Source organism: Paenibacillus anaericanus, from assembly GCF_003994475.1.
Classification (GTDB): Bacteria; Bacillota; Bacilli; order Paenibacillales; family Paenibacillaceae; genus Fontibacillus; species Fontibacillus anaericanus.
In genome coordinates this window covers 1-24,620 of the sequence record NZ_RZNY01000041.1, presented here as the reverse complement: position 1 = coordinate 24,620, position 24,620 = coordinate 1, and the positions used below count along the sequence as shown (strand labels likewise).

Annotated in this window: 19 protein-coding genes and 1 pseudogene; 5 read left to right on the top strand and 15 right to left on the bottom strand. The window is 42.0% G+C overall.

Annotation, left to right across the window (positions count from 1 at the left end; translation table 11 throughout):
- Positions 1–4 precede the first annotated feature (4 nt).
- Positions 5–796 carry an energy-coupling factor transporter transmembrane component T family protein gene (locus tag EJP82_RS25655; RefSeq protein ID WP_127194921.1) on the top strand — a complete coding sequence of 264 codons (792 nt, stop codon included), beginning with the start codon at positions 5–7 and terminating at the stop codon, positions 794–796.
- A 105-nt stretch (positions 797–901) separates the two neighbouring features.
- On the opposite strand, the gene dcuC is transcribed toward EJP82_RS25655, so the two are convergent.
- The 4 genes from dcuC to EJP82_RS25635 form a co-directional block, all read right to left on the bottom strand.
- Entirely contained in the window at positions 902–2,332 is a 1,431-nt protein-coding gene (gene dcuC / locus EJP82_RS25650) for a C4-dicarboxylate transporter DcuC (RefSeq protein ID WP_127194920.1), read from the bottom strand.
- Between the two features lie 24 nt (positions 2,333–2,356).
- Positions 2,357–3,280, bottom strand: a complete 924-nt coding sequence (gene rihC / locus EJP82_RS25645) for a ribonucleoside hydrolase RihC (RefSeq protein ID WP_127194919.1) — start codon at positions 3,278–3,280, stop codon at positions 2,357–2,359.
- A gap of 66 nt (positions 3,281–3,346) precedes the next feature.
- Complete coding sequence (rbsK, locus tag EJP82_RS25640; RefSeq protein ID WP_127194918.1) at positions 3,347–4,231, bottom strand: ribokinase; 885 nt, start codon at positions 4,229–4,231, stop codon at positions 3,347–3,349.
- Positions 4,232–4,244: 13 nt separating this feature from the next.
- The gene (locus EJP82_RS25635) at positions 4,245–5,219 is read right to left on the bottom strand and encodes a LacI family DNA-binding transcriptional regulator (RefSeq protein WP_127194917.1); all 975 of its coding nucleotides are present in this window, start codon (positions 5,217–5,219) and stop codon (positions 4,245–4,247) included.
- A 546-nt stretch (positions 5,220–5,765) separates the two neighbouring features.
- On the opposite strand from EJP82_RS25635, the gene EJP82_RS25630 reads away from it, so the two are divergent.
- Entirely contained in the window at positions 5,766–6,158 is a 393-nt protein-coding gene (locus EJP82_RS25630; RefSeq protein WP_127194916.1) for a YkvA family protein, read from the top strand.
- 149 nt (positions 6,159–6,307) lie between these two features.
- Here the strand turns inward: EJP82_RS25630 and EJP82_RS25625 are convergent, their stop codons facing one another.
- Together EJP82_RS25625 and EJP82_RS25620 are read right to left on the bottom strand one after the other, a co-directional pair.
- Complete coding sequence (locus EJP82_RS25625; protein WP_127194915.1) at positions 6,308–6,598, bottom strand: hypothetical protein; 291 nt, start codon at positions 6,596–6,598, stop codon at positions 6,308–6,310.
- Positions 6,599–6,679: 81 nt separating this feature from the next.
- Positions 6,680–7,558: an AraC family transcriptional regulator gene (locus EJP82_RS25620; protein ID WP_127194914.1), complete on the bottom strand. Its 879-nt coding sequence runs from the start codon at positions 7,556–7,558 to the stop codon at positions 6,680–6,682.
- A gap of 134 nt (positions 7,559–7,692) precedes the next feature.
- On the opposite strand from EJP82_RS25620, the gene EJP82_RS25615 reads away from it, so the two are divergent.
- Together EJP82_RS25615 and EJP82_RS25610 are read left to right on the top strand one after the other, a co-directional pair.
- Positions 7,693–9,672 (top strand): beta-galactosidase trimerization domain-containing protein, encoded by a 1,980-nt coding sequence (locus tag EJP82_RS25615; RefSeq protein WP_127194913.1) that lies wholly within the window; start codon positions 7,693–7,695, stop codon positions 9,670–9,672.
- Between the two features lie 583 nt (positions 9,673–10,255).
- Positions 10,256–11,260 (top strand): DUF4003 family protein, encoded by a 1,005-nt coding sequence (locus EJP82_RS25610; RefSeq protein WP_127194912.1) that lies wholly within the window; start codon positions 10,256–10,258, stop codon positions 11,258–11,260.
- Between the two features lie 102 nt (positions 11,261–11,362).
- Here the strand turns inward: EJP82_RS25610 and EJP82_RS25605 are convergent, their stop codons facing one another.
- From EJP82_RS25605 to EJP82_RS25590, 4 genes are all read right to left on the bottom strand, one after another.
- The gene (locus tag EJP82_RS25605; protein WP_127194911.1) at positions 11,363–15,502 is read right to left on the bottom strand and encodes an S-layer homology domain-containing protein; all 4,140 of its coding nucleotides are present in this window, start codon (positions 15,500–15,502) and stop codon (positions 11,363–11,365) included.
- Between the two features lie 329 nt (positions 15,503–15,831).
- Positions 15,832–16,614, bottom strand: a complete 783-nt coding sequence (locus EJP82_RS25600) for an alpha/beta fold hydrolase (RefSeq protein ID WP_127194910.1) — start codon at positions 16,612–16,614, stop codon at positions 15,832–15,834.
- A 67-nt stretch (positions 16,615–16,681) separates the two neighbouring features.
- Complete coding sequence (locus EJP82_RS25595) at positions 16,682–17,281, bottom strand: TetR/AcrR family transcriptional regulator (RefSeq protein WP_127194909.1); 600 nt, start codon at positions 17,279–17,281, stop codon at positions 16,682–16,684.
- A 123-nt stretch (positions 17,282–17,404) separates the two neighbouring features.
- Positions 17,405–18,187, bottom strand: coding sequence for an SDR family NAD(P)-dependent oxidoreductase (locus EJP82_RS25590; protein ID WP_127194927.1), 783 nt, complete (start codon positions 18,185–18,187; stop codon positions 17,405–17,407).
- 196 nt (positions 18,188–18,383) lie between these two features.
- Here EJP82_RS25590 and EJP82_RS25585 point away from each other — a divergent pair, with 196 nt between their 5' ends.
- Positions 18,384–19,037, top strand: a complete 654-nt coding sequence (locus tag EJP82_RS25585; protein WP_127194908.1) for a TetR/AcrR family transcriptional regulator — start codon at positions 18,384–18,386, stop codon at positions 19,035–19,037.
- Positions 19,038–19,142: 105 nt separating this feature from the next.
- Here EJP82_RS25585 and EJP82_RS25580 read toward each other — a convergent pair whose 3' ends face one another.
- The 5 genes and pseudogenes from EJP82_RS25580 to EJP82_RS25560 all read right to left on the bottom strand — a co-directional run.
- A complete protein-coding gene (locus EJP82_RS25580; protein WP_127194907.1) occupies positions 19,143–19,973 on the bottom strand; it encodes a phosphoenolpyruvate hydrolase family protein in 831 nt (276 codons plus the stop codon).
- Between the two features lie 55 nt (positions 19,974–20,028).
- Positions 20,029–21,237: a Tm-1-like ATP-binding domain-containing protein gene (locus EJP82_RS25575; protein ID WP_127194906.1), complete on the bottom strand. Its 1,209-nt coding sequence runs from the start codon at positions 21,235–21,237 to the stop codon at positions 20,029–20,031.
- A gap of 144 nt (positions 21,238–21,381) precedes the next feature.
- Positions 21,382–22,581, bottom strand: coding sequence for a phosphoenolpyruvate hydrolase family protein (locus tag EJP82_RS25570; protein WP_127194905.1), 1,200 nt, complete (start codon positions 22,579–22,581; stop codon positions 21,382–21,384).
- A 597-nt stretch (positions 22,582–23,178) separates the two neighbouring features.
- Positions 23,179–23,559, bottom strand: a complete 381-nt coding sequence (locus tag EJP82_RS25565; protein WP_127194904.1) for a hypothetical protein — start codon at positions 23,557–23,559, stop codon at positions 23,179–23,181.
- A 3-nt stretch (positions 23,560–23,562) separates the two neighbouring features.
- Positions 23,563–24,620, bottom strand: a pseudogene (locus EJP82_RS25560) (hypothetical protein); the annotation flags it as partial.

The window sequence follows — 24,620 nt, the reverse complement described above, 5'->3', positions numbered from 1 at the left end:
TATCATGGGAAATAACAGCTTTCTTTTGTATCGAAAACAAAATACGTGGCTGGAACAATGGGACCCTCGAATGAAGATTACTGTAAGCCTCATATTCGCTGCAAGCTTACTGCTGAACCATAACTTGCTACTAAAGACCGCTCAAATTGTGCTACTGATCATTCTTTGGTGGATTGCCAAATTGTCATGGCGGGCTCTCGTATTCACATTGCTCTCCTTAACGATCTTCTTCATTTCGACGATGATTTACCAGTCGATACTGATTACAAATCCCGGAGATTCCATGATTCACCTTGGATTTCTGACGTACTCCTTACAAGGAGCTATTAATGGGATCTTGATGTGTGAACAAATTGCCGGAATTGTTCTACTCTTATCTTTGCTCGTTCGTACCACATCACCCATCATTCTGGCAGAAGGATTGGAGATGATTCTGAAACCGTTCAAGAAGCTTCGCATCCCCGTCCATGAAGCAGTCATGATGTTCACAATCGCCCTTCGATTTCTACCCATTCTAATCGAAGAAATCGACAAGATCCGAAAGGCTCAAATGGCGCGCGGCGGTGGCTTTCATCGTAAGGGAATATCCTCTCGCTTTCGTGGCATATTCCCTATGCTCATGCCACTATTTGTTCTATCGATATTACGAGCTAAGGAACTCGCCGTTGCTATGGAATCCCGCTGCTATCAAGGAGATGAAGGGCGTACTCCGATCCGATTATATCGGCTTCATCCCCGAGATTATTCCATACTGGCCTTCTCAGTCTTCAATCTATTACTCATTTTTATTGTATGAGGACGGACAAATGTCACTAGCACATAGGCAAATTACCAAGAAGAGCAGGCACAATGCCTGCTCTTCTTGGTAATCATTACGTTTCTATTCGACCTCAATACGAAATTATAGGAATACAATCATGGATAATACGAACATAAACACTACACCAGCAATCATTGGAACCGATGTTCTTTTTACAAGCTCAATTGGATTCTTCTTAACTGTTCCAGCAACAATGAGGATAACCGCAGCTACAGGAGATACAGCTCTGAAGAGGTTACCTGCTAGACCAAGTGGTACTGAGATAGCAATTGGACTAATTCCAGCTGCCACAGCTAATGGAACGATTAGAGGTACCATGGCAAAGAATAGGGCCGTACCACTTCCACTCAATATTACGATCAGAGCCGTTAAGGCTACCATGATGAGAGGTAGAATAAAGTCTAATCCATTACCTTGAATACTTTGCATAGCTGATTGAAGTTCGTCAACCAAGCCAATCGATTTCAAACCGGTTACAAATACGGATGCTGCAACCAACAGAGCCACAATAGGAACTGCTCCGCCCATTCCTTTAAAGAATGCTTCCGTCTTTTCCAAGACACTCTTATTACCTTTATGTCTAATTAATTCACACACAATAGCAAGAACAAAGGATACTAATGTAGCAATCTCAACGCTAATTTCGATGGTGCTACCCGTAATAATCTGTGCAGCATAAGCGCCTAACAAAAGAATAATAGGGAAGATCGGGAGAATCGCATATACCGTTTTGTATAATTTACCTCCAGTAATTGCAGCGACACTATCCACTTCCACATGCTCATCTTTACCAGCTTGTCCAGTTAAGCCTGCTTTTTTATCCAATCTCTTCTGCCAGAAGTAATGAACGAAAGCTATAAAGATCAATGTTGGTATTGAAATTAAAGCATGATAGTTGAACACATAGTCAGTAACTGTTAAACCTGCAAATGATGAATGTTTCGCCAATTCCTCCGCGATCGCCACGTTGTCGCTTCCTAGAGGAGTCGGAACTATGGTGGCTGACGTAGCTATTACCGCACCCGCAGTTAATGCAGACATACCCGTTTTTCTTAAAATCGGATATAGAGTAGCAAGTAATATAATAGCCAAGTTTGAGGCACTTGGAATAACAAGTGAAAGTGCGTTTCCTAATAAGAATACCAAGGGAACTAACACATATACTGATTTAATCTTCGAGATAGGTTTCGTTAGCGCGTTGACAGTAACTTCATTGGCACCAATCGATGACATGTAAGCTGTATATCCTCCCAATAGGAGAATAATAAAACCTGCCGCAGTAAACGTTTGTTTAAACTGAGTGACAATCACTTGGAGCGGATCTAACCATACGACTCCCGTTGAGACAAAGTCTTTGACGGCGATTTCTTTACCCATAGCAGTACTAACCAAGATCAACAGGATCCCGATAAGGAATAGTGAGATCTTAATGTCCATTTTTTTAATTAACATGTAGATTACTACTGCTACACCAATAATAGCCGAGGCATACATTACTAAATTAGAACTCATGATTGAACCCCCTTCTCCTCACTGTTAGTTACATTTCTTCAAACTATCCATGAACCATTGCTTAAACATTTGAGGATCTATATCCACACATACTTTTGCGTTATTAGGCTTCCCTAAATATCCCTTTAAATCCACTACCGTACATCCTGTTGTCATGGAACCGTTCAATTCTACATCCACGAATGTATCTACTACTTGGAACATTTCCGGCTTGAGCAGATAAGCAATTGCAGTGGCGTCATACATTTTCAATCCTGTCTTCATGCTACCGCCTCTGTATTTCTGAAATAGCTGATAGATCATATTTCCTGTTTGATTCATGACTTTAAGTTGCTCACTATCTTCAGGATACACTAGGGCTTTCAAACCAACATCGAGTCCCACCATAACAAGTGGTAGATTGCTCTGGAACACGATCTTTGCTGCTTCAGGATCGGCATAAATATTAAACTCCGCCATAACACCGGCATTCCCCCGACCTGTTGAGCCGCCCATTAAGACAATTTCAGCAATGTTTTCTTTGACTTCTGGATACATTTTTAATAAAAGAGCAATATTCGTTAATGGACCAATCGGAACTAAAGTAATAGGCTCTTTACTGTCCATAATGACGCGATACATCGCATTCACGGCATTTTCTTTGAGAACAAGATCTTCCGTTGGCTCTTCAAAATCAAAACCATCCATTCCTGTAGATCCATGTATATCACTGGCATCGATCGGCTCTTTGATCAGTGGTCTATCCGCTCCAAGAGCAACCGGTACATTTTTATTGAAAAACTTCAGCAATCTCAAGGCGTTAATTGTCACCTTATCAAGTCCAACATTTCCGCCAACAGTAGTTATTAAGCGAACATCTAATTTCTCACTGAATAGTGCTATTGCAAGTGCTACTGCATCGTCGATCCCTGGATCTGTGTCAATAATAATTGGTCTAGTCGTTGTCATTGTTTTGTTCCTCCTTGAATGTATGAAGTAAGCGATTTCAATAATGGTACAGACTTTGTAGTCTGATCACCCCCGACTCTTAATAAACAATTCAACCTCTTCACCCGTAGGCATACCTGTTTGGGCTCCTAGCTTTGTCGTTGATAAGGCAGCAACCGCATTACCGTATTTACAAGCATCTTTTAAACTAAATCCTTTGCTCAGTGCATATGCTAATCCTCCATTAAAAGAGTCACCGGCTCCGGTAGTATCAACAACAGCTATCTTATAAGCAGGAATTTCTACTTCTTGATCCTGTTCATAAATACAAACTCCCTGACTGCCCTTAGTGACAATAAGTTTCCCATTCAACTCTTCAGCACTTCTTCCTTGTCTGAGCAATGTCTGTTCATGTTCATTTGGGGTAAGATAATCAATATCTTTAATTAAATCAGAAGGCAATTCTTGAATAGGTGCCGGATTAAGAATGACCTTAACTCCATTTTCCTTGGCAATCTGCACTGCTTTTCGTATACCTTCAAGTGGTGTTTCCAACTGAACAATCAGAATATCACTATCCGCGAAAACATCCCGTTTCGATTCAACGAATGAAGCCGTTACATAATTATTTGCCCCAGGTACAACAATAATACTGTTATCTTGATCAGAGACGATGATTGTAGCCGTGGCAGTTACATCTGTAACCGGTTCCACATTACTCACATCTACACCTTGTTCTTGAAGGTGCTCTAGAATATCCTTGCCAAATCTGTCATTCCCCACGCAACCAATCAGTTGAACATGCGCTCCAAGTCTAGCCGCAGCTACTGCTTGATTGGCACCTTTTCCGCCTGGATTCATTTGAAAATGTTCGCCGAATAGCGTCTCCCCCCTCTTCGGTACTTGAGAAGTAATCGTAACTAAATCCATATTTATACTTCCGACAACAGTAATTTTGGGTCTCTGCTCCATTTCTATCTACTCCTTACGTTGAATTTCTCTCTATAAGTTCAACATCTAATCTATAATAAGTTTGCCCAACTTCTTCCCGATTCATTAAACTAACTAACATCGTTGTAGCTTTTTCGCCCAATTCGTAGATCGGCTGTACGATGGTTGTTAGTTCCGGAATCGTTACGGAGGACAATTTGATTCCATCAAATCCGATAATTGAAAGTTCCTCTGGTATTCTTTTGCCAAGCTGATAAGCGGCTTTCATTGCTCCAATTGCCATAATATCATTTGCTGCAAAAATACCGTCAATTTCAGGATGTATCGTTAAAAGTTCAAGTGTTGCTTCAATCGAAGATTCCATATCATAATCTCCGTTAATAATGTAGCTCTCATTAAACCACGGTTCCTGATGAACTACTTCTCTATACCCTTCACAACGCTCGTCCGCATTGACAACCCCTTGGGGACCTCTGATATGTGCAATTCTTCTACAGCCTTTATTTATCAGAAAGTCAGTAGCAACACCAGCCCCTTTCGAATTCTCTACAACAATCGTTGGAAGGCCTTTGCTGATTTCTCGGTCAATACTTACTACAGGAATATTAAGTTCTTCAATCTGTGTAGCGGTCATCGTATTAGAAGAAACAATGATACCGGTTACATAGTTCTGCTGTAACATGTCTAGATATGTCTGTTCTTTCACTTTATCTTCATCTGAGTTGCATAGAATAACGTTGTATCCAAACTTAGAAGCCGTATCTTCGACAGCTCTAGCTAGCTCGGGAAAGAAAGGATTCATGATATCCGGCACGATTAAGCCAATCGTATTCGATTGTTTCTTGAACAAACTTCTTGCTACTTCGTTAGGCTTGTAGTTCAATTCTTTAATCGCTTGTTCTACCAATTCCCTTGTACGCTGTCCCACATATCCTTTGTCGTTCAACACTCTAGATACTGTGGCCACAGATACGCCAGCAAGCTTTGCAACATCTTTAATCGAAGCCATATCTTCACTCCACCCTAATAGGTAACCGGTTACACATAGAATATACTACTTATTTATTCGCAAGTCAACTCTACTTGTTTGTCCTTATTTGCCCATTTATACCAAATGGGGTTTGCAGGGGAATGGAGGCTTAGTGGAGGCTTGCAAAATGAGGGCTCGATGCTGAATTAGTGGCGGCTCAACCAAAATAAGGATCAACCAAGTGAGGGCTCAGCGCAATATTCGACTGTTTGGACGTGCTCAGACATCAGTCACATCAGTCTAACGGAACTGAGAGACCTTATTCTGAGTTTCCAGGGTCAATGAATATTCTAACGGAACTGAGAGACCTTATTTCTTCTAAATGATGCTCTAATGCACCATAATGATGAAATAACGTCTCCTGGTTCCGTTAGAATGCAGAACAGTAGAATATATCGCAAATAAGGTCGCTGAGTTCCGTTACAGCGGTTGGAGAAAGCGGCTTTGAGTTAGATAGCTGATTTTTGTTTAAGATAACAAAAAGAACTATACTGAGTTAAACGATTCTTCAGGAGGTAATCCGTGATGAAGAAAGACGATCGGCATTTAGGTGCAGAACTGACAGCAGATAATATGCCTTATAGCAAAAAGAATGAGGACATCGTAACGAAGAACTTTTGGGCCAAGACCAAGAAATTTGCTGGAAAAATACCATTCACCAAAGATGCGATTGCGATGTATTATTGTGCGGTAGACGCGAAAACCCCGTTATGGGCAAAAGGTATCGCCTTCGGTGCACTCGCTTATTTCATCTCTCCCCTCGACGTGATTCCGGATGCGTTGATCGGACTTGGTATAACAGATGATGCAGCCGTGATTGCGGCAGGGATCAAGGCGATTGCAGGTCAAGTTACGGACGAACACCGGGATAAAGCGGATACATTCTTTAATGGAGACAACGAACAGGCGCAGCCCTAAGGCTACGCCATAAGAATCATCTGGACAGCTCTCTGTGGAGAGCTGTTTTGCTGTACATACCTCTCCCCATTTCTTAGAACACAAATAAGCTGTCCAAACCGTCATCGACATGACTACTTGGACAGCTTATTTTAACAGGGTAACCCCCATTAATTATTCAAGACTTTACGCAGCAGTGTCTCCACGTTCTGCGGACGTCTGCGTTTCATAGGCTCAACGACAACGACTTTTGCACGTTTTTGTGCTTCTTCATTTAGAACTTCTGCGGTATCATTCGATTCGATTAATCCAATGAGATTCATGATACGATCCATATCTAAATTCGGAAATAGCAAACCTTTTTTGTTTCTGCTAATGACGCCCACTCCAATGTTTGATATTCCGCTCACAAAAAAAACGAGACAATAAACACTGTAATACATTTTCCGGAAATATTCCACAAAAAATCGCCCATTTCTGTCTTTTCACTGAAATTTAGATATCTCCCTTAAGGCTTGTCACCCTATATAGCGAAATCATCCTCACTCCATGAAATACACCTGATGATGCTTGCGATACTCTCCAGGCGTGAGTGAGGTCTGACGTTTGAACAAACGTATGAAATAATTATTGTCATGCAGTCCGCACAACTCACCGATCCGTTTCAATGGTAGCTCGGAATGTGCCAGCAACCGCTTGGCCTTCTCGATCTGCTGGTGATGACGGTATTGTAGCGGACTCATCCCTGTATACTGCTTCAGGCAGCGAGCTAAGTGATCGAAATGATAGAGTAGATCACGCTCCATCTGCCCGGAGTCAAACGGTTGATCCAGGTGCTGGTTCAAATACGCAGCAACCTTCTCACTAAGAAAATAGGAACGGGCTTGTGGACTGCTGCGTCTCATTCCGTTCTGCACTTGCAGGAGGAATTGACCAAACAGAACTTGCAACTCGAAGGAACGCTGCCGGGTAAGCATATGGTGCAGATCAAGCATCTCTGCCAGTATGGGCTGGATCGTACGCAAATCCACGGCAGCGAATTTAGGGACTTCAATGAGTCCAGATGGAGGCTCAATATCCTGATCTGTCTGTTGAAGCAATGGCTGCTTCCAGTCGGTCTTCTCCTTCAATATCGGCGCTACTGAAGACGGATACTTGAAATGAATCCAGTATACCTCAGTCTCCACCTCAGTTGGCTGGTAGCCGCGATGTATTTGTCCGGGTTCAAGAATCAGCATCATTCCTTCCACAACCTCGTAGTTGTATCCGTCTTCCTCCATATACAGCGCCCCTTTGGCGCAAATAATGAGATCAAATACTTCAAAGCAGCGCTGGGCATGTTGCACTCCAGGTTGCCATACGGCATGGCCGATTGCCGCTAGCAGCGGGTACGGTGGAACTTGAAGTTCAAGAACTTTCATAATATGACCTCCATTAAAAAATGCAGAAAATGTACTATAGAAAGTCGTAATCGTCGGCTGTATTCAAGCAGCCTCTCTATTAGAGTGGTAGATATAATACGATTCTAACATTTAATGACCAGGGGGACGCAAGCATGAAATTTCGTCAGGTTCATCTCGATTTCCATACATCTGAAGCCATTGAAGGTATTGGCAGTGGTTTTTCGAAGCAGCAATTTCAGGAAATGCTCAAGATTGGGCATGTTGATTCTATCACCATATTCTCTAAGTGCCATCATGGCTGGGCTTATCACCCAACAAGTGCTAATGAAATGCATCCACATCTATCCTTTGATCTCCTCGGTGCACAAATCGAGGCTGCACATGAAATCGGTGTAAAGACGCCTGTCTATCTCTCCGCTGGACTGGATGAGAAGCTAGCACGTAGGTATCCGCAGTGGCTCATCCGTAATGAGCAGGAACAACTCAATTGGGTGAGCAATTTCATGACGCCGGGATATCATCAATTCTGCATGAACACCCCTTATCTTGATATTCTGGCTCAGCAAGTGGAGGAAGTTGTGAAGAACTATGATGCAGACGGAATCTTCCTCGATATCGTCGGCGTCCGGGAATGTTACTGCCAATATTGCATTACCGACATCCGCAAGCAAGGTTCCGATCCACGTAACATACAAGACATGCGCAAGATGTGGGAAGAGACCTATACAAGGTATGCCACAAGGATGAACGAGACAGTCCACGCGATCAAGCCTGGCCTACCCGTGTTCCATAACAGCAGCCACGTCGACCGCGGACGGCGCGATCTTGCACATCTCAACACCCACTTGGAGCTAGAATCGCTACCGACAGGGGGCTGGGGTTATGACCACTTCCCGCTCTCCGCGCGTTATGCGCAGACCCTCGGCATGGATTTCCTCGGGATGACCGGGAAGTTCCATACCTCCTGGGGTGAGTTCGGCGGCTATAAACATCCGAACGCATTGCGCTATGAAGCGGCACTGAGTCTAGCCAATGGGGCTCGCTGCTCCATCGGAGATCAGCTGCATCCTGGCGGCATGATGGACATCGCCACGTATTCATTGATCGGTGAAGCTTACCGCGAGGTGGAAGAGAAAGAAGACTGGTGCCGGGATACCACGTCCATAGCCGATATTGCGCTGCTGTCGCTGGAGGCGACTACATGGGAAGCTGGATATGAGGATATCGAGCTGCGCAACAGATATGATCATGATACCGGAGCAGTAAGAATTTTACTGGAAGGCAACTATCTCTTCGATGTGGTGGATATGCAAGTTGATCTGGCTAAATACAAAGTCGTTATTCTGCCAGACGCCATTCTAATCACAGAGACCATGAAGGCCAAACTAGCGGACTTCCTTGCAACTGGCGGTAAGGTTCTGGCTACTGGACGTTCGGGACTATCTTCCGACGGAACCCGATTTGAACTAGATTTGGGTGTAGAATGGCAGGGAGTTTCCACATTCAATCCTTCTTACTTCAGACCAGATTTCGAACTTCCTTCTCTCCGCACTGCTTCCTTCGTCATCTATACCGAAGGACAGAATGCAGTGTCAACACCGGAAGGTATCGTGCTAGGCCACAAGGAGAATTCATACTTCAACCGCGACTTGTTCACCTTCTGCTCGCACCAGCATACCCCTTCCGATCTGCAAGAGGCCGGAGTTGGCATGGCCGAAGGATCAGACGGAATTTATATAGCGTGGAATGTGTTTGAGGATTACGCCGTGAAAGGAAGCCTTCCAGTCAAGGAAATCGTCTGTTATGCATTAGATCGCTTGCTAGAGAACAAAACTCTAGTCACCAATTTGCCTGCGCAAGGTGTTGCTACATTGCAAGTGCAGACGGCATCCAACCGTTGGGTGAACCATTTGTTATATGCTTCTCCAGTCCGCAGAGGGAAAGGTGTCGAGGTTATCGAGGATCTGCCTACGCTCATGAATACGGAGGTTACCATTGCGGCAACAGAGCAGGTAAAAGACGTATATCTAGCACCTCAGAACGTGAAACTACCATTTAGCCAGGTGGACGGTCACGTTACTTATACGATACCGCTATGGTCATGTCATCAGATGGTTGTACTACAATTCTAGTAAGTAGTTGAATAGTGATATCGATTAGTATAGGGGTGTTCCCACAACCGTTGAAATGGTTGCGGGAACCTTTTTTTGCGGAGTCATGCTGGATGTAATGCAAGGGAGATATCCATTCCTAATTCCACACTTATGCACCAAACGCCACAACGATCAACCTCGATTCTATCCTCAAATTGAGGTGCGAGGTGCGAAGTGGAGGCAGAGACAGAGTGAACTCGCGGACATAGAATCCGTTATTTATTACATTCCACTATGTATTGCGAACCTCACGGACATAGGTTCCGTTATTCGCACATATAAGCCCTGATTTCATTCAATTCATAGGCAATAACGGATCTCCTGTCCTCATAAGCACTCAAAAGTGGCAAATACGAAGGAATAACGGAACGTAAGTCCTCATAGCGCAACATAGTATGTTTAAATCACTACAACTCCCCCTACGCTCACTTAGACAAAACTGCAGACTCCACTCCTCCCTAACTCCCCAACAGTAGTAAATACATCTGTAACATCTGCAAGTATTGATATTGACTTTCGGCTTAAAATAGCAGACGCTAATGGGAATAAAGGAGGGAGATTTATGACGACGCTGTATCAGGAACGACTCGCCTTATTTGCGAGCAACAGTCGGCAGACAAATAAAATATTTAAATGGCGAAGTGTGCAGGTGAACCGTCTCGCTGCTCTGCTATTTGCGCTAGAAGACAGAGCTGTTGAAGGGGATGAGCTACATAACAGTTATGCCCTGATTAAGGACTCTACGGGGCCCTTCTCAATGTTCAGGGGCAATTCGGCAATCAGCATTTCGGCTTTACTCTCTTTAACACAGGATCCGAAACACATACTAACGCAAACTATGGAAGTCTATGACCTTATGAAGGCGATCAAATTCAGAACCTCCGATTACCTTGTTGTCGCAGCCTATCAGATCGCTGCTCACACGCAGCCTGATCAATATAAATATACGGTAGAAAGAGCAAAGGCCTTCTATGACCGGATGAAACAATCCCGCCGTTTCCAAACCTCGCAGGACGATTATATTTATACCAGTATGCTAGCCCTGTCTGGGGTTGATGTAGAAAGCTGTGGCGACCGGATGGATCGGCTCTATGAAGCACTAAAGCCACAGCTCCCTTTCCGATCCGGGAACAGCATACAGGCACTGACACAGGTATTAGCCCTTGGTGAATCCGACGAGTCTACCTCGGTATCCCGTGTGCTCGAACTTAGGGATATCTTCCGTGAGCAAGGACTGCGTATGGATAAAGAGTATACACTGCCATCACTAGGCATATTATCCTTACTTCCATCAGAGATAGAGAGTATCACCACAGATATCGTAGAATCCTATAACTATCTTCGGACGGAGAAAGGCTTTAGCGGCTGGTCCATTACCCAGCCTGAGTTGCTACTACTCTGCGCTGCACTGGTAGCATCCGAGCATTTGAAAAATGCCCGTGGCGAAACACTCCTTACAACAGCTGCCGCCACCAGCATAACCAACATAGTCATCGCCCAGCAGACTGCCCTAGCCATGGCTGCAGCAATTGCCGCATCTTCAGCGGCTTCTTCTAGCTCGCATTGAAGAAGCCGGGCAATACCTGTGCTAATCGAAGGTAAGGTGGGACATATAAAAAAAGGTAATCCTCTTCACTTTCGAGGATTACCTTTTTGTTCAGTCACAATGTTAGATTAAATCTGATTTTTGCAAGAGCCTTTGAATAAGCGTAGCAACCTCTGCCCTTGTAATGAAAGCTTTTGGAGCAAGCTGCGTTCCGTTCCTACCTGTGACAATGCCAGCCTGCAAGGAGTCCGTGAAGCTTTCCTTCGCCCAAACCGAAGTGTTGTTTGCATCTGTGAATTGGCTCAATAGTTGCTCCGCACTAATAGATGAGAGCTTCTCCTTCAGATTGGTGATGCTCATTGCTCTTGCTATAATCACCATCGCTTGTTCACGGGTAATTTTGTCATTTGGACGGAATGTACCGTCATTATAACCATCGATTAGTCGGTACGAGAGTGCCGTATGAATTGCACTGTTGTACCAAGATGATGACTTAACATCCGAGAATGAAGTCGCTCCCTCTTCCAGCTTAAGTCCTAATCCACGAACGATAATCGCTGCAAATTCAGCACGGGTTATCTCTGTATCAGGGCTGAACATACCATTACCCGTACCATTGATGACCATCCGCGATCCCATGTTATTGACCGCATTTTTTGACCAGTGGCTCGCCACATCACTGAATTCTAGGGGATTCCATATGATAGCGTACGTACTGTTAGTCAAACTGCTCACTTTAGCATAATGCTTGCCATCGATGACAATAATCTTGGTTGGAACATGGCGAACCGTTCCGTTCGGATCGACCACAATACCCGTCGTTATCTTGTTCGGATCAACTCCATCCGGAATGGCAATGGTACGTTCTATATACGCAGCGAATTTCGATAATTCAACTGTTTTACCACCGTATGTTGCTTTGACTGTGAATTCAATCGCCGGTACGACAAGCGTGAACTTTCCTTGCTCTGCCGCATCTTCAACAACTTTCACCATTTCCGATGTCGGTGCAGCCATTTCGATCTGAATTGTGATGTCTTGCAAAGCTACCGATTGTCCAAATAGATCGGATAGACCGCTGATATTGATTTGCTCTGCAAGCAGGGTATACGTTGCTCGATCGGTTATGATTTCTAATACCGCTTGATAGTCTTGTAGAATTTGGAGAATTTGACCGGACAATTCTGCAATGACAACATCGTCCTCGGTATTCACTGGAATCGAAACGACTGCATGCTGACCTTTAGACGCAAGTATATCCTCCAATTTCTTGTGGTCGAGAACAACAGTTACCTCTGTCTGGTCATCTCTTGAAGATGTCGTTACCTTGCCCATATTCACAACTTCACCATTGACCAAAATATCAATGCCCGTATTAGTTACCTCAGGAACGGTTGGCACGGTCGGAACGCTTGGCGTGCTTGGTCCACTTGGAGTCGATGGTTGTGTTGGCGTAGTGGTTCCGGCAGCATTTACAGTAATTTTAGCTGTATTGCTCGTTAGAGTTGCTACTTTTATACCTGTTACACTGTTATTCGTGTTCGTCACGATGACGTAATAGTATGTCGTTCCCTCTGTTGTCGTAGGTGCATTATATGTGGACGTTGTGGCAGTATCGATCAGGGTTCCACCACTGTTGCTATTCACACTATTGCTATACCACTGGTAGCTCAGCGTTCCTCCATCACTCACCGTTGCTGCTATGCTCAGCGATACGCTACCACCTATATTCACCGCTTGGTCCACTAGCTGGTTGCTAATAGTCGGCGCAGCCGCATTCGTCAGACCATTCACCGTTACCGTCGCTGGATTGCTCGTTGCCGAAGCTATTTTTACACCTGTTACACTGTTGTTCGTATTCGTCACGACGACGTAGTAGTATGTCGTTCCCTCTATTGTCGTAGGTGCATCATATGTGGAAGTCGTAGCACCATCAATCAAGGTTCCGCCGCTATTGCTATTCACGCTATTGCTATACCATTGGTAGCTCAGCGTTCCCCCATCACTCACCGTTGCTGAAGTGGTCAAATTCGCTGGGTCGCTTAAGCTTACTAACTTATTAGTAGGCTGCGTGTCGATGCTTGGCGGTGCTGCGTTCGTTAGAGTATTCACGATCACTTCCGCCACTGCGCTCGTTACCGAAGCTACTTTCATACCTGTTACACTGTTGTTCACATTCGTCACGACGACGTAGTAGTATGTCGTTCCCTCTATCGTCGTAGGTGCATTATATGTGGAAGTTGTGGCAGTATCGATCAAGGTTCCACCACTGTTGCTATTCACGCTATTGCTATACCACTGGTAGCTCAGCGTTCCTCCATCACTCGCTGTTGCTGCAACGGTCAAATTCGCTGGGTCGCCTATGTTTACTGTCTTATTAGCAGGCTGCGTGTCGATGTTTGGCTCTACTGCGTTCGTTAGTGCGGCAGTTATAAATGTCTGACTAACTCCATAGGATGTTCCTACAATGTTTACTGCCTTCACACGATAATAATAAGTCGTATTTGGCGTCAAACCAGTCAAAGTTACGGCAACGGTAGTATTCCCTGTTCCTGCAGTAATCGATCCCCCTGTTGTTGCCGCAACATTAGTTCCATAATTTGTATCAAGCCCATATTCAAACGTAACCGTCGTTTCCGCCCCTCTATCATTAACGATGCCACTTAAGATGGCAGAAGTGGGTGATATGGAACTAGCCGCTCCAGTTACTACTAATGGAGCAGTGGCATTTACCGTTTTGAAATTGAGAAAGCTCTTGCTGTCAATTCCTGCACGAATAAATCCATTTAAATAACCAAATCCTTTGGAATCTGAATCTACAAAAGCATCTAAGCTAAACGTTATATAATAATCTGTATTTGCATTTAATGAAGTGTCTGGATTGATAGTTACAGTTGAACCTGTAATCGTAACTTTTGCAGAATTGGCTGCAATGGTTTCTACCACACTATCATCAGATGACTTCCTGATATATATATTTCCAGCACTTGCAAATACATTCTTGGAAAAATTCAGATCGATATTACTATTAACACCTACTCCAGTAGCATTATCAGCAGGAGTCGAGCTTAGCAAAATAGGTGGTGAACCCGCTGATTTTAACACAAAGTTCTCGCCAGAAGTTAATGATGTAGAACGACTAATGACATCTAAATCGCCATCGCTATCGTAATCGATAGTATGCATGTTGGTGCCATTCAAACCTGTTAAACTAACAGCTGAAAATGGGCTATCCGGAATGGAATCCCCACTCTGATTTTTCCTTGTATAACTTCCATCAGACTCCCTTTGCATATAAAAATATCCAAAACCGACCATATTACCATCTTGTTGAAGAGCGTCCAGATCACCATCGTTGTCAAAATCTCCAAATGAAATCCGAAGACCAGCAGCTGTGCTGGCAAATACATCCGCGATTTTTGTGAAAATGCCATTATCATTTCTTAAAATGAAATTAGTTCCTGATCTGTTGATTATATCCTCGTCACCATCGCCGTCAAAATCAACTGCAATAAACATTGTTCCGCTCAATCCCGTCAAATCTGCAGATGCGAATGGACTCCCTGGAATAGACGTTCCTAATTGTTCAAGGCGCGTATACGTTCCATCGGCATTTCGTTGAACATAAATGTAACCTTGGCCGACTTCAGTACCCTCTTGAACCAAAGCATCTATGTCTCCATCCAGATCCATGTCGGCAAACTTTATACGAGTGTCAACTTGTACATCTGGAAAAGGGTCAGTAATGCGAACCATAGTGCCGCTATCATTTCTTAAAATGAAATTGGCCCCTCCTGCCATATGTCCAGAACGACTAATAATGTCTGTGTCCCCGTCGCTATCATAATCCAAAGAAATAATATTAGGAACGAAGTATCCGCCCGTACCATTTAATCCCGTCAAATCTGAAGAAGCAAAGGGCGAATTAGGAATATATGTGCCAACTTGATCAATGGTAGTGTATGTCCCATCTCCATTAGCTCTTACAAATTTATACCCTTTACCGATTACATTTGACTCCTGGACCAAAGCATCAATATCTCCGTCGTCATCATAATCACCAAATGTAATACGTTGAGCCGCTGCTAAATCAGGAAAAGGGTCCACTTCACGAGTAAAAGAAGTTGATCCAGCTGCTGCAACTTGTCCAACATTCCAACTAGTAAACGACCAAACAAAGCTACATAGAACAAACACAGCTAAGACAGCTGAACCCCATCTCTTTAACTGTCGATATGGTTTACCAAACTTCCTTGTTACCATTCTATCAATCCCTTCCAATTCTTCTCGTTTGCAATATATCGATCAATATCCTCACTAATATCTACTATCTAAATCAAAAACAAGAAGATTATAACACGAATATCAGACAAAAAGTTCCATCTTTCGATATATGTCTATGAAAAATATCACTCAAACCTTCTTGGACTAAGAATAATAGTTTAATAAATGCCGATTTCCTACAAATAGAGCACCGCGATAAACGAAGACGTACTTTAATGGAGACAACAAAAAGGCGTAACCATGCGGCTACGCCATAAATCATCAATAGAACATAAAAATTCGTTTACTTCTTCATTCGCTTCCCGCTCCTATGTATCTAATTCAGTAACCCAACTATTCGGTAGCTCTTTATCATGAATCCATGCATCAACAATCATATTAAATAACTCAGGTTGAGCCAAAGATACACCGTGACCTACACCTGGTATAATAACACCCTTACAATTCGGATTATTCTTGACGATGTCTACTAAAGACTTCCTCATTATTTTTTTCTCTTTAGCTCCAACAGTCACTAATATGGTAGATTGAGATTTAGCGAAACCCTCCGGTATACTGAACGCCATATTTTCCTCTAAAACTTGAATGAGCAGGTCCCGCTCCATCTGGCAGGTTTCTTTATAATAGGTCTCGAACATTTCTTGGTCTATGTATAACTGTTTGGATTGAAGCTTCGAGAAGCTTCTATTCTTGGTTAGTCTATAAGTCAGCTTGATTGAAGGACCGATGATCTTGTTCGCAAATGGAATAGGCCTTACAAGTGCACTATTAATGATTGCGTAATCTACCAGATCCGGACTCATACTTAATATTTGAAGAGCTATTTGTGCCCCTAGAGAAAATCCGATCACAATAACTTGTTTACCTTGTTCCTTAGCCTGAATCAAATCTATGATTTGTTCCGCGCTGTTACGAATAGTGAAATTCGTGCTTGAACTAGAACCATGCCCAGGTAAGTCAGGAACTAAGCAATGGTAATCACTGAAATGTTCGATTTGCTTATCCCACATCCAACCACTTACCCCGCCTCCATGCAACAGAACGATAAGCGGAGCCTCTAAATTACCTGTTTCTCTATAAAATAGTGCCAATAGCATACCCCCCTTTACTTGTTCGGTTATTGAGTTACCTACAGAATTAATACATGAATGCATTCTTCTACTTATAGAAATTCTGTTTGTACATCTCTAAGATTCGGGTGAACTCCTCGTCCATTTCATCAATGCTCTTATTATGTAATGTGCTTCTCATGAAACCATCTGAACACCATTGTATGGATTGAAAAAGAAGTGGGACATCTACGCCATCTTTAAAATTACTTGTATCCACCTTGTCGAGAAAATGTCTGAAATTACTTGCTATCCACGGCCTTGAATATTGGGCTATCTCTTCTACCATTTCTAAGTCATTTTCCGTATATACTTTCACAAGAAAATCATACATGTATCTATGTTCCTTCATCAATTTGCACTTAGATCGCTGAGAATGCATTAGTATTTGAAAAAAATCCGTTTCCTCTATATCTCTGTTCCCCTCTATTTCGTTGATCGCTAAATTTATACAATATTCATATAAGTAAAGATAGAGCTCTTTTTTATTCTTAAAATAATGAAACAACAGCCCCTTGGATATCCCTGCTTCTTCGGCAATATCTATAGTAGATGCCTGACGGTAGCTTGAAGCCGCAAAAACTTTCAGCGCTCCATTAATAATCTGTTTCTGCCTGTCTAGTGGCAAATTATAAAATTTATTATTCAACGTACTCCCTCCTTGCCTGTTGACCTAAACGGTCAATGTATGTTGCCGTTATCCTACATCTATTGACCATTTCAAACAAGGGGGTCATTATAAATAATCTGCCGCGACAAAATTACTTATTTATTAATGACGTGTACGGAGCATTCGTCCGACAATAAAAAGCATTTGTTTTCTTGTAAAGAAGCGAGACATTTGCGCAGAGATATAGTTCTTAAACCCCGGGATAGCATATACCTTTTTAGCTTGAAGCGAGCGAAGAGCAACTTGGACCACATTTTCTGGAGTGTCTCGTTTCCCGACAGACGCTTCATCGGCCCCCACAACGTTGAAAAATTCTGTTTCCGTTGATCCAGGACATAAGGCAAGAAATTGTACACCGCGTTCTCGATTTTCCTCCCATAAAGCCTGTGTAAATGATAATACGAAAGCTTTAGTGGCGCCATATACGGCCATATTAGGAAGAGGTTGAAATCCTGCTGTTGAAGCTACATTAATGACCACCCCGCTTTTCCTTTTCAACATTTCTGGTAAAAATAGATGGGTAAGGTCTACAACCGCCAACACATTGAGCATCACTTCTTCATGCTGCCTTGGGCCAGACAGTTGTTCAAAAAGCCCATACGTAGCGAATCCTGCATTATTAATTAGAATATCAACGATCAGACCACGTTCCACACATTGTTGATAGAGCTTGATTGGGGAACCTTCTTGAGATAAGTCAGAAACAATAACCTGCGTTTGAATGCCATGTTCTTTTTGCAGTTTCTTTGCTATAGCACTTAGTTTGGCTTCCGAGCGAGCGACTAAGATCAAGTGGCTCCCTTTTGCTGCAAATTCATGCGCGAACGCTTCACCTATACCCGAAGAAGCACCTGTAATCAGCGTCCATTTGTTTTGTGTCGGTATCACTCTATCATCTCTCCTCTTAATTACTCTCCAGAAACACTGTTTCTATAAGAATCATTGTATCCAGATAGCATTATGATGTCAAATAGAGGTGCAAACCATTTATAAATTGGCATTTTGCTATCCAAAACAGTAAAATAAGCTTTAGATAAGAAGACTATTTTAGAAAATTAAAGTTCTAAGGGTGTGAAATCACATGCATAATTCCTCAAAAATGCCTTCTATAGATGATCGTACAGTTACAACCTACCCCGAAGCCAAACTTCAGCATACCGAACTATTAAAACTTAACATTATAGAAACTGCTGCATCGATTATGCAGGAATATGGTCCCGAAGCCGTAACCATTCGCAGGGTTGCTGAAAAAATGGAATGTTCTACAAAAATTATTTATAACTTGTTTGGAAGCAAGGAAGGTTTGGCTAAACAACTGTTTCTGGAAGGCTGCAAATTGTTAGCTGTTGCCTTTCAAGCAGTTCCAGAACAAGACGATCTTAAACTATATCTTAGCGACGTTGCACAAGCTTATTGGGATTTCTCAAGAGATTATACCAGTTACTATATGGTGATGTTTGGTGGAGCCTTTAGTGAATTCAAACCTGAAGAGGAAAGTTTACAGGCTATCGGAACAGCTTTACAACAAGTGATCACGATAATTACAAAGGCCATTGAGCAAGGGTTTATTTCCGAGAAAGACCCCCTACTTGTTGTTAATCTTGTTTGGGCATCGCTGCATGGTACCATTCACCTATATTTAGGGGGACACATCCTAAATGAAGAAACAGCTAAAACATTGTATGATAGATCTGTATCGAATTTAATTCATACGTTCTTTCGTAGCGATAATTAAATCCAAAAAGCTTCTATATAAAAAGAAGTGACACCATTGATATTCCTCCGGTGTCACTTCTTCTGTGTTAGTCTAGTGCAATCTCTCCAATAAGCCTTATCTTTTTTATTTGGTAATGGTCTTAAATAATACGGTTTGTTCCTTAATACCTTTCTCCGCAGCAAATCTTTCGATACTGGATGCCCCAAAGAATCCATCGATGCCTTCTGTTCTTTCAATTACATATGCAGCATCTTCCGGTTCGGCGATAGGTCCACCGTGGCAAATGACCATAATATCTGGATTCACTGCTTTACCTGCTTTAATAATCGCTTCAATCTTCTCTACACAATCATCTAATGTAAGTGCGGTCTTCGCTCCAATTGTGCCTTTCGTAGTCAATCCCATATGGGCTACCAAAATATCGGCTCCTGCTTCGGCCATGGCTTTGGCTTGCTCAGGGTCAAATACATAAGGTGTTGTTAGCATGTCTAATTCATGTGCTGTTCTAATCATGTCAACTTCTAGATCATAGCCCATACCGGTCTCTTCTAGGTTTTGTCTGAATACCCCATCAATCAGACCTACGGTTGGGAAGTTCTGAACGCCGCTAAATCCTTGCTCCTTGAGGCCTTTCAAATAGACTTCCATCACTCGGAAAGGATCTGTTCCGCATACACCTGCTAATACCGGAGTATCTTTGACAACGGGTAATACTTCCGAACCCATTTCAACCACAATTTGATTGGCATCTCCATAAGATAATAGCCCTGCCAGTGATCCACGTCCCGCCATTCTATATCTTCCCGAGTTATAGACGATGAGCATATCCGCTCCGCCAGCTTCACTGCTCTTAGCCGTAATACCTGTACCGGCCCCTACTCCCAAAAGAATCTTTCCATTCTTAACTTCTTCTCTGAACTTCGCCATAATTTCTGTTCTTGTATTTTTGTTCATTTGTAACGCCTCCATCATCATTTGAGTTTGTATGTCGTTGTACTATTCTTGTGTTTTACTTACTCATGAGATCGATTAGTTTCTGCGCCGCTGCTTCGGCAAACTCAACATCATTAATGGCACAATCCATTTCGATGACCTCTACAACATTGCGGTTTATACCATTTCTTAATGTATCAAATAACATCTTATCTTCCAGGGCACCATAGAAAGCTTCACCTTCAACATCAATACCGGATATGCCTTTGAGAGGTAACATAAGCACGGTTTTCTCTCTGGCCATATTCAGTTTTTCAACAAGCTTGTTGCCGATGGCTTCATTCTCTTCTACCGTTGTTCTCATGAGTGTTACCGTAGGATTGTGTTTATAGAACTTATGTCCAGCAAATTTCTCGGGTACCGTATCGTAAGGTCCAAAGTTACACATATCAAGTGCACCTACAGATACAACCTGTGGAATATGATGTTTGCTAGCTGCCTCCAAACGATGAGGGCCTGCATTCAGCACGCCGCCAATAATTTCATCCGCCCACTCTGTGGTGGTCAGATCTAATACCCCTTCAATAAATCCAGCCTCAATCAATGCTTCCATGGACTGTCCACCTACACCTGTTGCATGGAACACCAGCACTTCATATCCTCTAGCCTCAAGATAGTTACGGGCTGCCGTCACACAAGGAGTTGTTACCCCAAACATCGTTGTAGCAATCAATGGTTTTTTCTCAATTACTTGTTTATTTTCAAACTTCACCATACCTGCGATGGCAAATGCGGCATTCGTAAAAATCTTAGTTGAAATCGAGTTAAGCCCTGCAACATCCACTACAGACGGCATCATGACAATATCACTAGTGCCTACGTATGGAGCTGTGTTCCCTGATGCTACGGTCGAGACCATCACTTTGGGTACACCAATGGGTAATGCCCTCATCCCCGGTGTCACCAGTGAAGTTCCTCCAGTTCCACCAAAGGAGATAATACCATCAAATTTACCCTGCTTATATAACTCAGGTACTAGTTTCTCCATCCCTTTGGATAATACTTCGGTTGCTAAAGCTCTGTCTTTCTTAGCAGCTAGTTCCTTCATATCTACGCCTGCAGCCTCTGCTACTTCATGATTCGATACATCAGGTGTAAATGTAGGCTCAAACACACCGGTGTGGATGGTAAAAGTATTCAGTCCCAAATCTTCAAGCAATTTTTGTATATATAGATACTCGTCACCCTTGGTGTCAAACGTTCCTGCAATGGCAATCGTCTTCATTTCGCTAACCTCCTCTTTCATTTTGATGACCTAGCCTGTACAGTGCTAGACCATGATTACGAGAACGCTCTCCACAAAAAAAAGTATGATTAACTATATATTAATCATACTGTCTCGGCTGATTTATGAAAACGCTTTTATGTCTTATGTTTTTGTGTTTATGTTAGATTTATATTGTTTAGGCGAACAACCCTTGTACTTTTTAAACATTTTGCTAAACTGTGCGTAGTCTTGGTACCCAACTAAGGGTGCTAACTCAGATAATTGGATATGTTCTCTATCTAAAATCTCGGCTGCTTTATCCATGCGATATTGCACGATATACGTCTGGAAGCTGCAACCTACTTGCTTTGTAAACAAACTACTTAAGTAACTTCTGGATACATGTGCCACCTTGGCTAAATCTATAAATGAAATCTCATTCATGTAATTCTGGGCAACGTATTCTTTTACAAATTCAACATAGTCATAGTGCTTGGTAACTCCGTCTAACATTTTGACCATGAGATCATCTTCATCAAGCTTCCCCGATACCTTAAAGGCTTTCGTTATATTGGTGATGGACTTCTCCGATGGAATTCGCTCAAATGCAGATCCTCCGATATACCCCATTAAGTTCTCATTATTACTATACATATACTGAACATCAATTGGAGTTTTCACCGGACCACCATACACTAACTTAATCAGATCCGGCTTCAACTCATTGCATCTTTTAAATATCTTGTCCGCTTTAATCTTGGCAGCTTCTAGGGAAAATACTTTCTTGGCTCCTAATAATCCGCCTTCTGTTAAGCCTAAATGCGCGCATATAATATCAGCTCCCGCCTCGATCATCTGAGCCGCTTGAATTTCGTCAAACACAAAGGCCACGGTAAAGAGATCCTTCTCATGGGCTATTCTTATGGCTTCTACTTCAAGTAAATAATGATTCCCGTCTTCTTGAAGCGCCTCGCTAAATCGGCCGTCTATGAGTCCAACCGTAGGATAGTTATTTATACCGGAGAATCCCTTAGCCTTTATTTCACTTATGTAAGTTTCCATATCCTTTGTCGGATCGGTTGCGTTCAGACCAAATATAATAGGCATATCTCTTACTAAAGGGATGATCTCTCTAGATGCAAAGTCCATGACCATATCATTGCTATTACAAAATGGCAAAAAACCAGCGAGTGAACTTCTCCCCATCTGCCGAAATTTACCGGAGTTTAATGTCAGAATGAAATCCGCTCCACCCTGCTTCGCATACTTTGCTGTTATTCCAGCACCTGTACCAACTCCAATAATATGATTACCCATTTCTAATTGTGATTTGAGATTGTCTAGGATCTGATCTCTGTTCATACTTACGGAACCCCCTATCCCTAATAGTGAGTAGGCTACGATAGTGAAATGTTCTTAGGATCAACTTATATAGTTCAGTTCACAAATTATTATTATTGTAATAGATAGATTACTATACTTCGACTAACTAATATAAGGATAACCGATAACAACACTACTAATCCTGTATTGCTGTGAGTTTAGACAAACAATACCCCTGTTCCATTGTTGTTGTAGGGTAAAACCAACGATGCTTCTATTGTACTCCTTTGATTTTGGGCATACAAAAAAACTCATTCCTAACTCATGGTTCAAGTTGAAATAAGCTATGAGAAAATGAACATAACAAAAAACAGCTCAATCATGGCGGTATCTGACCATAATCGACCTGTTAAATGTAACTGTATAGTGTTATTAAGATATACTATTCAAGCATTTATGTGCGTACAAACGAAATAACTAAATCTTTATACGAGTATTATATCGGTTAAGTGTGTGATTGGTTGAATGATTGGTTCATTTGGCAACGCGTAATCCCCACAAAATTTATAAATTAAGCAGATAATTAACAGCAAATGAAATCAATAAACTTAGAGTCTCTCGAAGGTCTGAATCAGTTTATTGGATTATTATTTCTTTTACAGCTTTCAATTCTTTTCTATTGTACTTTCCATCTTCAAGAGGTTCGTATACCGAAATTAAAATTTTTATTTCATATTCTCCTTTGGATAGCTCCGTTTCATCATAATCAGCCACATTAATAATCATATACTTTGGAGTGTTTTCTGATATTGTATAGGTATACTTAGGCAGGCTTAATGTAGAAACAATAAATGAACCAAAAGTTGCCTCACCATCTTTATATAACATAATTTCTTTATAATCTATTTTATCAGAAATAATTCCTTCTGTTTCAGATGTTATTTCTAAAACAACTGGAATTGATTTTTCAGAAGCCCTATATACGAAACTTTCTAGCAAATGTATCTTTAGCTCCATTAACTATTGCCCCCTAAAGAAGTCATAATATTGTTGAAACCATTGAAGATCCTCGAAAGAAAGACCTAACCTTTTTCCTTGCCAAATATTTGTGGACGTTGCATATATCTCCGCTTGTTCAACTGGTAATGCCATAAATTCTTTACTCCCTAGCTTTACTGATTGTCTAAGGTGTTTTACCTCATGCAAAATAGTATTAGCCATCATTTTTGCATTACCAAAGTTTTTATTCAAATCCAAGATTGGCTCACCTTTTGGATTAAACTTAAACATTCCTAAAGTATCACCAGTTTGAGTAAATCCACGGTTTGTAGACTCATAAAGTTTTTTAATTTCATCTGCATATTTCTTACCAAATGCATTTTCAATCTCCTTAAATGCTAGTTCAACTTTTTTCATATTCCCCAAACCTGCAAAACTTTCATCAAATGTACCTGCAAAATCAGATGGGTTAAGTGGCTTTTTAGCATACCAAGCACCTTCACCCGTCCCATCAATAACATCATTCACCTTACTACCCAAAGAGTTTTTTAAAGTTCCTCCTCCTGGCTTTACCAATGATTTATATCCTCCAGTAAACATAGCTGCTAAATTAAAACTATTTAGCCAGTGTTCTTTAGAAAAGGCCTCTTCAGGAGCGAATGCACCTTTCACCATATCTGGAATACCTGCTATCCCCCCTGGGATACCTATGGCTAACCAATTAATAAAGTCATAAGGAGAATTCAACATCTTATTTGATCGATCACTTGCTGCTGTAATGATTCCACCCGATATTCCACTTGTTAAGTAATTGAAGAAGTCATACGTCGAATCCCACTTCTTATCTTCCAGTTCAACTGCTATATTATTGATATCTTGTACGATCTCCTTAAAGCTGTCAAACGATTTTTCAAATGGATTCTGTGTGTCTGGAACAACACACACTCCTAGTGGCTCTACCAATGCTGTTTGTTCTAACTTTTGTGCAAAATCATCGTAGTTCTCCTTCGCCCATTCCCTGTATTCCCTATCTCCCATGCTAAGTCGGATCATCGTGAGAAGTCGATTGTCTGTGGGTA

Coding starts and splice junctions, on each gene's coding strand:
- EJP82_RS25655 (WP_127194921.1), top strand. CDS start 5: ATGGGAAATAACAGCTTTCTTTTGTATCGAAAACAAAATACGTGGCTG.
- dcuC (WP_127194920.1), bottom strand. CDS start 2,332: ATGAGTTCTAATTTAGTAATGTATGCCTCGGCTATTATTGGTGTAGCA.
- rihC (WP_127194919.1), bottom strand. CDS start 3,280: ATGACAACGACTAGACCAATTATTATTGACACAGATCCAGGGATCGAC.
- rbsK (WP_127194918.1), bottom strand. CDS start 4,231: ATGGAGCAGAGACCCAAAATTACTGTTGTCGGAAGTATAAATATGGAT.
- EJP82_RS25635 (WP_127194917.1), bottom strand. CDS start 5,219: ATGGCTTCGATTAAAGATGTTGCAAAGCTTGCTGGCGTATCTGTGGCC.
- EJP82_RS25630 (WP_127194916.1), top strand. CDS start 5,766: ATGAAGAAAGACGATCGGCATTTAGGTGCAGAACTGACAGCAGATAAT.
- EJP82_RS25620 (WP_127194914.1), bottom strand. CDS start 7,558: ATGAAAGTTCTTGAACTTCAAGTTCCACCGTACCCGCTGCTAGCGGCA.
- EJP82_RS25615 (WP_127194913.1), top strand. CDS start 7,693: ATGAAATTTCGTCAGGTTCATCTCGATTTCCATACATCTGAAGCCATT.
- EJP82_RS25610 (WP_127194912.1), top strand. CDS start 10,256: ATGACGACGCTGTATCAGGAACGACTCGCCTTATTTGCGAGCAACAGT.
- EJP82_RS25605 (WP_127194911.1), bottom strand. CDS start 15,502: ATGGTAACAAGGAAGTTTGGTAAACCATATCGACAGTTAAAGAGATGG.
- EJP82_RS25585 (WP_127194908.1), top strand. CDS start 18,384: ATGCATAATTCCTCAAAAATGCCTTCTATAGATGATCGTACAGTTACA.
- EJP82_RS25580 (WP_127194907.1), bottom strand. CDS start 19,973: ATGAACAAAAATACAAGAACAGAAATTATGGCGAAGTTCAGAGAAGAA.
- EJP82_RS25575 (WP_127194906.1), bottom strand. CDS start 21,237: ATGAAGACGATTGCCATTGCAGGAACGTTTGACACCAAGGGTGACGAG.
- EJP82_RS25570 (WP_127194905.1), bottom strand. CDS start 22,581: ATGAACAGAGATCAGATCCTAGACAATCTCAAATCACAATTAGAAATG.
- EJP82_RS25565 (WP_127194904.1), bottom strand. CDS start 23,559: ATGGAGCTAAAGATACATTTGCTAGAAAGTTTCGTATATAGGGCTTCT.